The following is a 13,629-nucleotide window of genomic DNA, read 5'->3' as shown; positions in this document are numbered from 1 at the left end:
CGGGGGATGCCGCCCCCTAGACTCTCGGCATGCCCGAGTTCAGCGACGCCTACGGCATCACGATCTTCTACGACGTCCATCCCGCGAAGACCGCGTCGAGGGCGGTCGTGCAGCTGCTGCACGGGATCGGCGAGCATGCCGGGAGATACCGGGCCCTGATCGACGCTCTGGTCGCAGACGGCTACACGGTCTACGCGGCCGACCACCGCGGTCATGGCCGTACCGGTCTGAAGCAGTACGACGGCGATGCGTCCCGCCTGGGACATCCCGGTCCCGGAGGACTCCGTGCCGCGCTGGCCGCGATGTGGCAGTTCACCGGCATGGTCCGGGCCGAGAACCCGGGCGTCCCGCTGATCCTGCTCGGGCACTCGGCGGGCTCCGTTCTGGCGCAGATGCTGGCGAACGACCACCCCGAGGCGTACGACGGACTGGTGCTGAGCGGTTCGGCTCTGCGCATGCCCGGTTCGATCCACACGAGCGGATTGAACAAGCCGTGGGACGGCCCGGGGGCCATGGGCACGGAGTGGCTGTCAAGCGATCTGAGCGTCGGCCGCGCATTCCTCGACGACCCACTGACCACGTCGGCGGATCCGATCAAGCTCGTGGGTGTGATCGACAGCCTGCGGATGTACGGGCGACCGCGCAAGCGCGTGGGGCGGGGCATCCCGACCCTGCTCATGGTGGGTCGCGACGACACCGTGGGCGGACCGCGCAGCGTGCACCGCCTGGCCGACGCCTACCGCACCCGTTCGCGCTTCACCGATGTCACGACGCTCGTCTACCCGGGTGCGCGGCACGAGATCTTCAATGAGCTCATGCAGGCCGACGTCCGCGCCGACCTGCTGGCGTGGCTCGACCAGCGCTTCCCCGCGCGCGCCTGACTCACACCCCAGGACACCTCTCGGTCGCTGAGCAGGCGACGGCGAGACGACGCGTGTCTCAGGGGCGCCGGGGTCGCGGCATCCACCCGCGCGAATAGGCTGAATCCCATGCACGGCGAATACAAGGTGCCCGGGGGAAAGCTCGTGGTGGTCGACCTCGAAGAGCAGGGCGGCCGCATCGCGGACTTCCGCCTCGCGGGCGATTTCTTCCTCGAGCCCGACGACGCGCTGCTCGACATCGACGCCGCCGTCAACGGGCTGCCGATCGAGTCCGACGTGGCGACCATCGCGGCCGCCGTGCGCGGCGCACTCCCTGAGGGGGCCCAGCTGCTGGGCTTCACGCCCGAGGCCGTCGGCACCGCCGTGCGGCGGGCACTGGTCACGGCACCCGGATGGCGCGACTTCGACTGGGAGATCGTTCACGACGGCCCGGTGTCGCCGCGCATGAACCTGGCGCTGGACGAGGTGCTCACCGGCCGCGTCGGCGATGGCCGCCGGCGTCCGACGCTGCGCATCTGGGAGTGGGACGAGAACGCCGTGGTGATCGGCTCGTTCCAGTCCCTCCGCAACGAGGTCGATCCCGACGGCGCCGGCAAGCACGGCTACGACGTGGTCCGGCGCATCTCGGGCGGCGGTGCCATGATGATGGGCGCCAACTCGATCGTCACGTACTCGCTCTACGTGCCGGCATCCCTCGTCGCCGGTCTCACGTTCGCGGACTCGTACGCGTTCCTGGACGACTGGGTGCTGCAGGCGCTGCGCGCGCTCGGAATCGACGCGACCTACCAGCCGCTGAACGACATCGCCTCGCCGCAGGGCAAGATCGGCGGCGCCGCGCAGAAGCGCCTGGCCAACGGGGGCGTGCTGCACCACGCGACCCTCAGCTACGACATGGACGGCGAGGTCATGACCGAGGTGCTGCGTATCGGTCGCGAGAAGCTCAGCGACAAGGGCACCACCTCGGCCGCCAAGCGCGTCGATCCGCTCCGCCGCCAGACCGGGCTTCCGCGCGAGGCGATCATCGCCAAGCTCGAAGAGACCTTCACCACCCTCTACGGCGCCGTGCCCGGCGGCATCACGCCCGACGAGTACGCCGAGGCCGAGGCGCTCGTGGAGTCGAAGTTCTCGACCGACGCGTGGCTGCGCCGGGTGCCGTGACCTCCGCGCCGGTCCCTGAGCCTGTCGCAGGTCCCGCCGCGGCGCCCATGCGCGGCTCGGTCGAGATCCACGTCGGTGACAACCTCGAGGTGATCCGCACCCTGCCGGACGCGTCGTTCACGCTGATCTACCTCGACCCGCCGTTCAACACCGGGCGCCCGCAGGAGCGGGCCGTCGAGACTGCGCGGTCGACGGCATCCCTTTCTCACGACCCCGTGAGCGAGGCCTCGGCCACCACGGTCGTGCGGCGGGGGTTCCACGGCCGCGAGTACGAGCGCATCCGCGGCGACCTGCGCGCGTACGACGACCGGTTCGACGACTACTGGGGCTTCCTCGAGCCCCGGCTGCTAGAGGCCTGGCGGCTGCTGGCCGACGACGGCACGCTGTACCTGCACCTGGACTACCGCGAGGCGCACTACGCGAAGGTGCTGATGGACGCGCTCGTCGGGCGCGACCGCTTCCTCAACGAGCTGATCTGGGCGTACGACTACGGCGCGAAGACCCGCAAGCGCTGGCCGACCAAGCACGACACGATCCTCGTGTACGTGAAGGACCCCAAGGCGTACTGGTTCGACTCCGAGGCCGTCGACCGCGAGCCGTACATGGCGCCGGGGCTCGTGACGCCCGAGAAGGCCGAGCGCGGCAAGCTCCCCACCGATGTGTGGTGGCACACGATCGTGCCCACGACGGGCCGCGAGAAGACCGGGTACCCGACGCAGAAGCCCGAGGGCATCCTGCGCCGGATCGTGCAGGCCTCATCACGTCCCGGCGACCGGGTGCTCGACTTCTTCGCCGGCAGCGGCACGACCGGCGCTGTCGCATCGGCGCTCGGCCGCAACGCGGTCCTCGTCGACCACAACCCCGATGCGATCGCCGTGATGTGCGAGCGGATGCCGCACGCCGGCGTTTTCGGAATGGAGCCCGAGCAAACGCTTCCCTAGGCTGGGGGCATGCGCTTCGGAACCTTCATCCCCCAAGGCTGGCGATTCGATCTCGTCGGCATCGACCCCTCCCAGCACTGGGCGGTGATGAACTCCCTCGCGCAGCGCGCCGACGCGGGGCCGTGGGAGTCGCTGTGGGTCTACGACCACTTCCACACCACGCCGGTGCACTCCGACGAGGCGACCCACGAGGCGTGGACCCTGATGGCGGCGTTCGCCGCCTCGACCTCGAACATCCGCCTCGGCCAGATGTGCACGTGCATGGGCTACCGCAACCCGGCGTACCTCGCCAAGGTCGCCGCGACCGTCGACATCGTGTCGGGCGGACGCACCGAGATGGGCATCGGCGGCGGCTGGTACGAGCACGAGTGGAAGGCGTACGGCTACGGCTTCCCGCCCGTCGCCGACCGGCTGCGCATGCTGCGCGAGGGTGTCGACATCATGAACCAGGCGTGGACGACCGGGCGCGCGACGCTCGACGGCCGCCACTTCCAGGTCGACGGCGCGATCGTGCAGCCGCTCCCGCTGCAGGACGGCGGCATCCCGTTCTGGATCGCCGGCGGCGGCGAGAAGGTCACGCTCAAGATCGCGGCGCAGTACGCGTCGTACACGAACTTCTCCGGGTCGCTCGAGGAGTTCGACCACAAGAGCGACGTGCTGCGCGGCCACTGCGACGCACTCGGCCGGGACTTCGCGTCGATCACACGCTCGTCCAACTTCAACACCATCGTCGGCGCCACCGAGGCCGAGGCCCGCGACCGCCTCGCCGTCGTCATCGAGCGGCTGCGCCCCCACGTCGGCGATGAGCGCGCCGCGCACATCGAGCACGACTACCTGGCCTCGCCCGGCTTCGGCACGCCCGAGCAGGTCGCCGAGCGCCTGGCAGAGCGCGCCGGGCACGGCCTGGGCTACAGCATCCATTACTTCCCCGAGGCCGCGTACGACGTCTCGGGCGTCGAGCTGTTCGAGCGTGAGGTCGTCCCCGCGCTCAGCTGAGCCGGTACCCGTCGGAGGGGTGGATGCCGCGGCGCGCGGCATCCACCCCTCCGGGGTTCTGCGGGTCAGAGCAGCGACGCCACCGCGGCGTAGCCGTCGGGGTCGACAGCCGGCGTGCCGGAGGCGCCGCCGAACACGCGGGTCGTGCCGGGTGCGGAAGACCAGGCGGGCCAGCCGGGGTCGCCCGCGGCGACGAGCCCGGCCGCGGCGCCGTGCGTCTGGTCGGCAAGCGACTGCGGCGGATTCGGTCCGGTGAGCGGCTCGATCTTCACGGAGTCGAGGCAGTCGAACCAGAACGGCACGTCGATGCAGTGCACCGCGGCGTCGTGCACCATGCCGGGCTGCGTCGAGCGGAACGCATAGCGATACACCCAGGTGGGCGCGGCGCCTCGTGCGGTCGCGGCCTTGACGACGAACGTGCGGAACATGCGGTCGGTGATGTAGCGGCCGAGCACGGCGGCATGACCGCGCGCGACGACGTCGCGGTTCGCGGCGAGATACGCCTTGCGCCGCTCGCCCTTGAGGCCGGCCTTGCCGAGCAGGAACGCGAGCGGGATCCAGCGCAGCGTCTTGGCGGAGCCGGCGACGACCATCGAGAACTCGTCCTCGGTGGCACCCAGCACGAGCGGCTTGTCGGCGCCGACACCGGAGGCGATCGACTCGAGCGTCGGACGCGTGATCAGGTCGCCGTCGATCGCCGGGCCCAGGGTCAGGCCGTCGTCGAGCAGCTTCGTGATCGCGTTGGGCCCCGAGACGTCGGTGGCCGCCTTCTGGGCCTCGATGATCTTCTCCTCGGGCACGGCCGACAGCCCGGCACGGGTCGGCGCGACCCCCGCGCGCGCGGCGACGTCGCGGCCGATGCGCTCCCAGGTCGCGGGCGCGACGTCCGCCGTGGCCGCAGACAGTGCCCACACCGAGTGGAACAGGTGCTGGGCCGCCGGCATCCCGAGCAGCGTCAGCACCGCCCCGCCGCCGGCGGACTGCCCTGCGATCGTGACCCGCGACGGGTCGCCGCCGAAGTTCGCGATGTTGGCCTGCACCCATTCCAGCGCCAGCAGCCAGTCGCGGATGCCGCGGTTGGAGGGGGCGTCCTGGATCCACCCGAAGCCGTCGAACCCGAGGCGGTACGAGATCGTCACGGTGACGACGCCGTCGCGGTTGAACGCGCGCCCGTCGTACCAGGGGCTCGCGGGGGAGCCCGCGAAGTACCCGCCGCCGTGGATCCACACCAGCACCGGGAGCGCCGCATCCGTCTCGCCGGGGACGGGGGTGAAGACGTTGACGTTGAGCGTGGCCTCGCCGGGCACCGAGGGTTCGGGGATGAGCGTCACGCCGGGGTCTCCGCGCTGCGCCGTCGCACCGTAGTCGAGCGCGTCGCGCACACCCTGCCACGGCTCGGCGGGTACGGGAGCGGCGAACCGCAGTTCGCCGACGGGCGGCTGCGCGAACGGGATGCCGAGGAACGCGGCACTGCCGCCGGCTCCGGGCTCGCCCCGCCAGAAGCCGCGCACGCGCCCCGTGGCGGTGTCGGCCTCGGCGTAGCGGAGAGCAGTGGTGGTATCGGTCATGGGTGAGGGTCCCTTCTTGCGGACTCTAACGGACGCCCTTGATGGGCGCCGTGGCGATCGCTGCGAGGATCACGAACACGATCGCGAACACGAACAGCATGGCGTACCCGCCGAAGGCCGAGATGATCAGCAGGGCGATCGAGGGGCTGAGCGCCTGCGGGATGTTGGTCGCGACGTTGAGGATGCCGAGATCCTTGGCCGCGGCGCCCTCCGGGTTCGGCAGCACCTCGGTCATGAGGGCCGCGTCGACGGACATGTAGATGCCGAAGCCGAGACCGTTGATGATGCTCATCACGATCATGCCCGTCATGTTCGGCATGACCAGCGGCATCACGAACCCGACGGCCATGATCACCGACGCGACGTAGATGAACACCTTGCGGCGGCCGACCTTGTCGCTCAGCCACCCCGACAGGCCGATCGCGAGCAGGGTCGGGACGAAGGCGACGAGGGTCAGGGTGAGGACGGCGCCGGTGGCCGCGGCGAACGACAGCCCGATGTACTTCTGCAGCATGTAGAGCTGGTAGCTGGAGACGACGAAGTAGCCGAGGATGAGCAGGAACCGCGCGGTGAACGCCCAGAAGAAGTCGGGGTGCTTGCGCGGGTTGACCCAGAAGCCCTTGAAGAAGGCTGCCCACGAGAACTTCTCGACGGCCGTCTCCTTCGACGACCAGTCGCGGTTGATGAGGACGAACAGCACCGTGACGACGATCACCGCGACGCCGAAGATCGAGTACGCGACGCCGAACTGCGCCGCCAGCCCGCTCGCGACCATGACGCCGACCATGCCGCCGAGCTGCATGCCGATCCCGAGTATGGCGCTGGCGCCGCCGCGCTTCGAGCGCGGGAACCGGTCGGCGGTGATCGTGGTCAGCGGCGCCTGGAGGAAGTTCAGGGCGACCTGGATGACGACCCAGAAGATCGTGATCCACACCAGCTGCGTGAGCGAGCCCAGGCCGAGCAGCAGGACGCCGCCGATCAGCGCGCCGACGACCATCCACGGTGCGCGGCGGCCGAAGCGCGAGCGTGTGCGGTCGCTGAATGCGCCGGCGAGCGGCTGGGCGAAGAGCGTGAAGACGAACGACACGGTGGTGACGATCGCGAGGTTGGCCTCGGCGTGCTCCTGGCCGAACAGGATCTGGATCTGCGCGGGCAGCAGGATCGCGATGAGCCCCGCGTAGGTCGCGAACAGCGTGAGGCCGGCGAAGAGCATGCTCGGCAGCAGGCGCTTGGTCGCGGGCGGGCTTGCGGCGGGCTCGCCGGCGACGGGGGGAGTGCTGCGGATGAGTCCGGTGGGCGCGATGTCGATCGCGGGATCCGGCGTGGGCTGTGCGGTCATGGGGACTCCTCTTCGTCGAGACGTCTCGGGCGGTTCGGGTGCGAAATGCGAACGGCATTCGGGATCAGTGTTCCTCATCCGTCAATAAAATTCAAGACCTGAACTATGTATAACGATCCCGCAACGACCCCGGTGCGCGAATCCCGAATGTCGCTAGCGTTCAGTCCGTCCGATCGAAGGAGATGACATGACCCGACTGATTCCCCGCCTGGCGATCGCCGCCGCGGCGGTCCTCGCCGTCACCGTGCTCGGCGGCTGGGCCGTTCCCGCTGCGGCAGCCCCTGCGGCGCAAGCCCCGGCGGCGAAGCCGCCCACCTCGAACCGCGACGCCGTCGTGCAGATCTACCTGACCCGTCACGGCGAGACGATCCTCAACAAGCTGAAGCTCGTTCAGGGCTGGTCGGATGCGCCGCTCACCGAGGAGGGGGTCGCGGTCGCGACCCGCGTGGGCGAGAACCTCGGCGCAGAGGTCGGCAGGATCGACCGGGCGTACTCCGCCGACATGGTGCGCCACTACGAGACGGCGACGCTGATGCTGCAGGGCGCGGGCTCGAGGCTCGAGGTCGCCCGCGACGAAGGTCTGCGCGAGCTGAACTTCGGCGGCTGGGAGGGCGCGAAGCAGAGTGCGATGCAGGGCGCCCTGTTCGGCTACTTCGACCAGCACGGACTCGACTTCACCCTCGAGAACATGACCGATGCGATCGTGGCCACCAATCCCGTCCCGGCGCTGCCCGCCGAGGACTGCGATGACGTCTCGGCGCGCATGCGGGACTCGCTGGACGCGATCGCGAAGGACGCCGCGAAGCACCGCGACGACAAGGTCCTCGTCGTCTCGAGCGGCCTGTCGATCTCGTGCCTGCTCGTCGACCTCGGGGCCGGCGATCGCCTTCCCGACAACGGCATCGCGAACGGCGCCGTCAACCTGCTGACGTACCAGGCGGGCGCCTGGACCGTCGAGACGGTCAACGACACGCACTACGCGTCGCAGCAGTGACCGGGCGGGGCGGGGCGCGCGTCGTCGCCCCCGCCCCGGCCTACGATTGCCGTCATGCCCCTCGCCACGCCGGACGTCCGCCGGCACAACCTCGGCCTGGTGCTCGGGCGCGTGCTCGAGGGCGCCGGAGAGGCGCGGGCCGACATCGCGGCGGCCACCGGGCTCTCGCGCGGAGCGGTCACCTCGCTCGTCGCCGAACTCATCGAGGCGGGCCTCGTCGAGGAGTCGGAGGTCGTCGCCCCGGCCGGGATGGGCCGTCCGCGCACGATGCTCGCGCCGGCGGCATCCGCTCCCTGCTTCGTGACCGCGATGGTCGATGCCGACCACGCGACCGCGGTCGCGAGCACACTCGCGGGCGACGAGCTCACCCGCGTCTCGCTGCGCCATGGGCGGCCGATGGGCGACCCGGGTGCGATCGCCGGCGTGCTCGCCGAGGCCGTCGACGCTGTCGCCGTGAACATGGATGCCGCAAGCCGGCGCATCGCCGATGTCTGCGTGATCGTCTGGGCCCCTGTCGGCGGCTCGCCCGCCCGGGTGCTCGCCGACACCGACCTGGGCTGGGGCGAGGTCGACCTGCTGGGGCTGCTGCGCGCTCGCTCCGCCGCACTCGCCCGGTACGAGGGTGGCGGCGGTCAGGCGCGTCTCGTGCCCGACTCGGATGTCGCAGCGCTCGCCGAGCACGCCGCGGTGGGCGGCGAGACCCTGCTGTATCTCAAGGCCGACTCGGGCATCGGCGGTGCGATCGTGCTGACCGATGCCGACGGCGCCCGCGTGCTGGGCGCGGCTCTCGGCCATCTGCCGGTGGTGCCGGGCGGGGTGCGCTGCGAATGCGGGCAGCACGGCTGCCTCGTGACCGTCGCCGGGCCCGACGCACTGCTGTCGCGGTCGGGCCTCGGCGCCCTGGCGGCCGAGAAGGGGCTGACGGCAGCGCTGGAGGCGTTCGTGGCGCGGGTGCAGCAGGGTGCCGAGCCCGCGGCATCCGTGTGGCGCGAGGCGGCGGGCGAGATCGCGCGCACGCTGCAGATCGTCGCGCTGACGGTCGCACCCGACGTCATCGTGCTCGGTGGCTTCATGGCGGCGCTGGCCGCCGACGTCGATGCGGTCTTCCGCACGATCCAGCCGCACATCGCCCACGCGCCGGTGCTGCCGATCGCGCCCGTGATCGGCAGCGCGCTCGGCGCCGACGCGGCCCTGCGGGGTGCGCAGCGCGACGCGCGGATGCGGCTTCTCGCGGATCCGCTGGCGATCTGAAGAGGTCGACCGCCCGTCAGGGCGTTTCGTCCCGCTTCGCTCGCTCGACCGCCGGGTCGTCGCGCGGGGTGATCAGCTCGAAGAGCGCGCCCACGGTGGTCGCCATGTCGACTTCGGGCTCCAGCATCCACTGCACCTGCATGCCGTCGGCGACCGCCTGGAACAGCCGGGCGAGCACCTCGGGGTCGATCCGGTCATCGATGTCGCCGCCGGCCTGGCCCGCGGCGATCGCGCTGCTGAAGAACTCGCGCAGGCCGATGCCGCGCTGCACGAAGTACTCGTGGGCGGCGTGCTCGGGATCGGCTGCGTCGACCGACAGGCGGGCGAAGAGGTGCACGAGCCCGGGTACGTCGGCGTTGTGGCGGACCACGCCGACGTAGCCTTCGCGCACCGCGTCGAGATCGAGTTCCGCGTCCGCGGTCAGGCCGTGCTCGACGTCGCCGCTCAGGCCGCGCCCGGTCGCGTCCAGCTCGTCACGCTTGCGGAGGATCTCGGTGAAGAGCTCCTCCTTGCTGTCGAAGTAGTGGAGGAGTCCGGCCTGGCTGAGCCCCACGGCGTCGGCCAGTTCTTTGACGGAGGCACCGCGGTACCCCTCGCGAGCGATGACGTCGAGCGCCCGAGTGAGGATCTCTTCGCGCTTCGCGACGCCTTTCGCATAGGAGCCTCGTCGCCCCTTGCCGCTTTCTGTCATAGGAGAAGTAAACCGAACAGTGCTTGATTTCTCAAAACCTAGTGACATATGGTTTTCTCTCGAGGCGCTCGATGAGGAGTGCCCGCTACCCGCAGCAAGGACATCCATGACAGCGCCGTCTGAGCCGATGGCTCCCATGACCACCAACACCTTCGTCGAGAACGCCGCCGGCAACGACGATCCGCCCGCCCCCGTCAAGGGCCTGCGGCGGCTGATGTGGTGGATCATCCCCGCCAACCTGGGCATCTTCCTGATCTGGGGCGCCGTGCCCGGCATCCTGCTGCCGCAGCAGGTCGCCGTGCTGTTCGGCGAGGAGAACAAGCTCGCCACGTACAGCGTCATCGCCACCATCGGCGCATTCGCCGCCATGGTCGCGCAGCCCATCGCCGGCCAGATCTCCGACCGCACGCGTTCGCGCTACGGCCGCCGAGCGCCGTGGATCATGCTCGGCGCGCTCGCGGGCGCGCTCTCGCTCGTCGGCCTCGCGTTCGCGAACTCGGTCGTCGGGCTAATCATCGCCTGGATGCTCGTGCAGATCAGCTACAACTTCGCGCAGGGCCCGCTGTCGGCGGTCATGCCCGACCGGGTGCCGCTCAAGCGGCGCGGCACGTTCGCCGCGCTCTCGGGCATCGGCCTCATGGTCGGCGCGATCGGCGGCCAGATCGTCGGCTCGTTCTTCTTCCACAGCATCACGCTCGGTTACATCGTGTTCGCCGTGTTCGCCGTAGTGATCCTGGGACTGTTCGTCGCGTTCAACCCGGACTACCCCAGCACGAAGCTCGAGCGCGAGCCCTTCAGCTTCCGTGCGTTCCTCGGCACGTTCTGGGTCAACCCGGTCAAGCACCCCGACTTCTTCTGGGCCTTCACCGGCCGGCTCCTCCTGTACACCGGCTACTTCGCCGTCACAGGTCTTCAGCTGTACCTCCTCACCGACTACTTCGGCGTCGAGAGCCCCGAGTCGGTCATCCCGCTCCTCGGCATGCTGAGCCTCGTCGGCATCATCATCTCGACGCTCGTGTCGGGCCCGCTGTCCGACAAGGTGGGGCGTCGCAAGCCGTTCGTGTTCGCCTCGGCCGCGGTCGTCTCGCTCGCGTTCCTGCTGCCGTGGTTCTGGCAGGACCTCAACGCCTGGATGATCATGACCTTCATCGCCGGCTTCGGCTTCGGCATGTTCCAGGCCGTCGACCAGGCGCTCATGAGCGAGGTCCTGCCGTCGGCCAAGTCGTTCGCGAAGGACCTCGGCGTCGTCAACATCGCCGCCACTCTGCCGCAGACTCTCGCCCCCGGCGTCGCCGGTGCGATCGCGCTCGCGTTCGGCTACGCGGCGCTGTTCCCGGTCGCGATCGTGCTCGGCATCCTGGGCGCCCTCGCGGTGTGGCCCATCAAGGCGACACGATGACCTCGGTCGCCATCTCGAACCCCCGATGAAAGGAACTCCATGAGCATCCCCGATGTCACGGAACTGACCCTCGAAGAGAAGGCGTCGCTGACCAGCGGCGCGAGCTTCTGGTACACGAAGCCGGTCGAGCGCGTGGGCGTGCCGGCCATCATGGTGACCGACGGTCCGCACGGCCTGCGCAAGCAGCGTGAGGGCGGCGACCACCTCGGCATCGGCGACAGCGTGCCGGCCACCTGCTTCCCGCCGGCGGTCGGCATCGGCTCGTCGTGGGACGTCGACCTGATCCACCGCGTGGGAGAGGCGCTCGGCACCGAGACCTCGATCGAGAACGTCGCGGTGCTGCTCGGCCCCGGCATCAACATCAAGCGCTCGCCGCTGTGCGGCCGCAACTTCGAGTACCTGTCCGAGGACCCGATCGTGTCGGGCGTGCTGGGTGCGGCCATCGTGAAGGGCATCCAGTCCAAGGGTGTTGGCACGTCGCTCAAGCACTTCGCCGCCAACAACCAGGAGAACGACCGCATGCGCGCGTCGTCCGACGTCGACCCGCGGCCGCTGCGCGAGATCTACCTGCGCGGCTTCCAGCGTGTCGTCGAGGACGCCCAGCCGTGGACCGTCATGTGCTCGTACAACCGCATCAACGGCGTGTACGCGTCGGAGGACCCGTGGCTGCTCACGCAGGTGCTGCGCGACGAGTGGGGCTTCGACGGGCTCGTGGTGTCGGACTGGGGCGCCGTCAACGAGCGCGTCCCGGGCCTTGCCGCCGGCATGGACCTCGAGATGCCGTCGTCGGGCGGCGTCACCGACGCGCAGATCGTCGCCGCCGTCCAGGACGGATCGCTCGACGAGTCCGTGCTCGACGTCGCCGCGGGCCGCGTGCTGGACCTCGTGCGCAAGGCGACGGACGGCGCCGGTGCGGTCGCCGGCCCGCTCGATGTCGACGCGCACCACGCGCTCGCCCGCGAGGCCGCCGGCCGCTCGATCGTGCTCCTGAAGAACGAGGGCGGCGTGCTGCCGCTGGCACGCGATGCGCGGATCGCGGTGATCGGCGAGTTCGCGGCATCCCCGCGCTATCAGGGCGCCGGCTCGTCGATGATCAACCCGACGCGCCTTGACAGCGCGCTGGACGAGATCCGCGCGCTCGCGGCCGGCGAGGTGTCGTACGCGCAGGGCTTCAGCAATGCGCTCGCGGTGTCCGACGACGACGCCGCGAGCCTGCGTGACGAGGCCGTCGCCGCCGCGGACGCCGCCGAGGTCGTCGTGCTGTTCCTGGGTCTGCCGGCGCGTCTGGAGTCCGAGGGCTACGACCGTGAAGACATCGACCTGCCCGCCGCGCAGCTCGAGCTGCTCGACGCGGTGCTGGCCGCCAACCCGAACACGGTGGTCGTGCTCTCGAACGGCGGCGTCGTGGCGCTGCCGTTCGCCGGCCGCGTTCCGGCGATCCTCGAGGGCTGGCTGCTCGGCCAGGCCGGCGGCGGCGCGACCGCGGACGTGCTGTTCGGCGAGGTCAACCCGTCGGCGAAGCTCACCGAGACGATCCCGGTGCGTCTGGAGGACACCCCGGCGTACCTCGACTTCCCGGGGGAGTTCTCGCACGTCCGCTATGGCGAGGGCCTGTTCGTCGGCTACCGCTGGTACGACGCGCGCAACCTGGATGTCGCGTTCCCGTTCGGCCACGGCCTCTCGTACACGACCTTCGCGTACGGGGATGCCGCCGCCGAGGTCGACGCGGACGGCGACGTCGAGGTGACAGTGGCCGTCACCAACACCGGCGACCGCGCGGGCCGCGAGGTCGTGCAGGTCTACACAGGCCTGGACGGCTCGGCCGTGCAGCGCGCCCCGCGCGAGCTCAAGGCGTTCGCCTCGGTCGCACTCGAGCCCGGCGAGACGCAGACGGTGACCCTCACGGTGCGCCGCCAGGACCTCGCGTACTGGGACATCCGCGCCGACCGCTGGGTCGTCGAGGGCGGCTCGTACACGGTGTCGGTCGGAGCATCGAGCCGCGACATCCGCTCGACCGCCGAGGTCACAGTCGAGGGCGACGCGTTCACGCTGCCGCTCACGCGCTCGTCGTCGATGGGCGAGGTGCTGCGCCACCCGGTGGCGGGCCCCATCGTGCAGGCCATGGTCGCGCAGGCGATGGGCGGCGTCGCCGACAGCGCCGCGTCGATCATGCCCGAGGGCGTCGACATGTCGAAGATGATGGAGTCCTTCCCCATCGGCCGCATCGGCATGATGGCCGGTCTCGCGGGCGACGGCGCGGGCACGAGCCCCGAGATGATCGACGGCCTCATCGCCATGGCGAACGCGGGCGTGGTGCCGGCGCAGGCGTGATCCTCGAAGAGTGGATGCCTCGACCCGGGCCTGCGCGCAGGCCCCGGGTCGAGGCATCCGTCATTCCGCTCGCCCCGCGC

The 13,629-nt window shown here is 70.4% G+C and carries 11 protein-coding genes; 8 read left to right on the top strand and 3 right to left on the bottom strand.

Annotated elements, in window-relative coordinates; genetic code table 11:
* The first annotated feature begins 29 nt into the window (after positions 1–29).
* The 4 genes from ABEA46_RS15240 (at position 30) to ABEA46_RS15225 (ending at position 3,976) form a co-directional block, all read left to right on the top strand.
* On the top strand, positions 30–881 hold the full coding sequence (locus tag ABEA46_RS15240) for an alpha/beta hydrolase (RefSeq protein ID WP_345545517.1): 852 nt from the start codon (positions 30–32) through the stop codon (positions 879–881).
* Between the two features lie 108 nt (positions 882–989).
* Positions 990–2,039: a lipoate-protein ligase LplAB gene (gene lplAB / locus ABEA46_RS15235; protein ID WP_345545515.1), complete on the top strand. Its 1,050-nt coding sequence runs from the start codon at positions 990–992 to the stop codon at positions 2,037–2,039.
* 47 nt (positions 2,040–2,086) lie between these two features.
* The gene (locus tag ABEA46_RS15230) at positions 2,087–2,980 is read left to right on the top strand and encodes a DNA-methyltransferase (RefSeq protein WP_345545760.1); all 894 of its coding nucleotides are present in this window, start codon (positions 2,087–2,089) and stop codon (positions 2,978–2,980) included.
* A 9-nt stretch (positions 2,981–2,989) separates the two neighbouring features.
* Complete coding sequence (locus ABEA46_RS15225; RefSeq protein ID WP_345545513.1) at positions 2,990–3,976, top strand: LLM class F420-dependent oxidoreductase; 987 nt, start codon at positions 2,990–2,992, stop codon at positions 3,974–3,976.
* 65 nt (positions 3,977–4,041) lie between these two features.
* On the opposite strand, the gene ABEA46_RS15220 is transcribed toward ABEA46_RS15225, so the two are convergent.
* Both ABEA46_RS15220 and ABEA46_RS15215 read right to left on the bottom strand, forming a co-directional pair.
* Positions 4,042–5,544 carry a carboxylesterase/lipase family protein gene (locus ABEA46_RS15220; RefSeq protein WP_345545511.1) on the bottom strand — a complete coding sequence of 501 codons (1,503 nt, stop codon included), beginning with the start codon at positions 5,542–5,544 and terminating at the stop codon, positions 4,042–4,044.
* A 25-nt stretch (positions 5,545–5,569) separates the two neighbouring features.
* Complete coding sequence (locus ABEA46_RS15215) at positions 5,570–6,883, bottom strand: MFS transporter (protein ID WP_345545509.1); 1,314 nt, start codon at positions 6,881–6,883, stop codon at positions 5,570–5,572.
* A gap of 187 nt (positions 6,884–7,070) precedes the next feature.
* Here ABEA46_RS15215 and ABEA46_RS15210 point away from each other — a divergent pair, with 187 nt between their 5' ends.
* Positions 7,071–7,877 carry a histidine phosphatase family protein gene (locus tag ABEA46_RS15210; protein WP_345545507.1) on the top strand — a complete coding sequence of 269 codons (807 nt, stop codon included), beginning with the start codon at positions 7,071–7,073 and terminating at the stop codon, positions 7,875–7,877.
* Between the two features lie 54 nt (positions 7,878–7,931).
* Positions 7,932–9,128 (top strand): ROK family transcriptional regulator, encoded by a 1,197-nt coding sequence (locus ABEA46_RS15205; RefSeq protein WP_345545505.1) that lies wholly within the window; start codon positions 7,932–7,934, stop codon positions 9,126–9,128.
* Between the two features lie 16 nt (positions 9,129–9,144).
* Here the strand turns inward: ABEA46_RS15205 and ABEA46_RS15200 are convergent, their stop codons facing one another.
* A complete protein-coding gene (locus ABEA46_RS15200; protein WP_345545504.1) occupies positions 9,145–9,819 on the bottom strand; it encodes a TetR/AcrR family transcriptional regulator in 675 nt (224 codons plus the stop codon).
* A 136-nt stretch (positions 9,820–9,955) separates the two neighbouring features.
* Here ABEA46_RS15200 and ABEA46_RS15195 point away from each other — a divergent pair, with 136 nt between their 5' ends.
* Positions 9,956–11,218 (top strand): MFS transporter, encoded by a 1,263-nt coding sequence (locus ABEA46_RS15195; RefSeq protein WP_345545503.1) that lies wholly within the window; start codon positions 9,956–9,958, stop codon positions 11,216–11,218.
* A 39-nt stretch (positions 11,219–11,257) separates the two neighbouring features.
* The gene (locus tag ABEA46_RS15190) at positions 11,258–13,549 is read left to right on the top strand and encodes a glycoside hydrolase family 3 C-terminal domain-containing protein (RefSeq protein ID WP_345545501.1); all 2,292 of its coding nucleotides are present in this window, start codon (positions 11,258–11,260) and stop codon (positions 13,547–13,549) included.
* Positions 13,550–13,629: the final 80 nt, after the last annotated feature.

It is taken from the genome of Microbacterium jejuense (assembly GCF_039544225.1).
Lineage (GTDB): Bacteria > Actinomycetota > Actinomycetes > Actinomycetales > Microbacteriaceae > Microbacterium > Microbacterium jejuense.
Note: the sequence above shows the minus strand (reverse complement) of the source record. Positions and strands in the feature narration are given on the sequence as shown.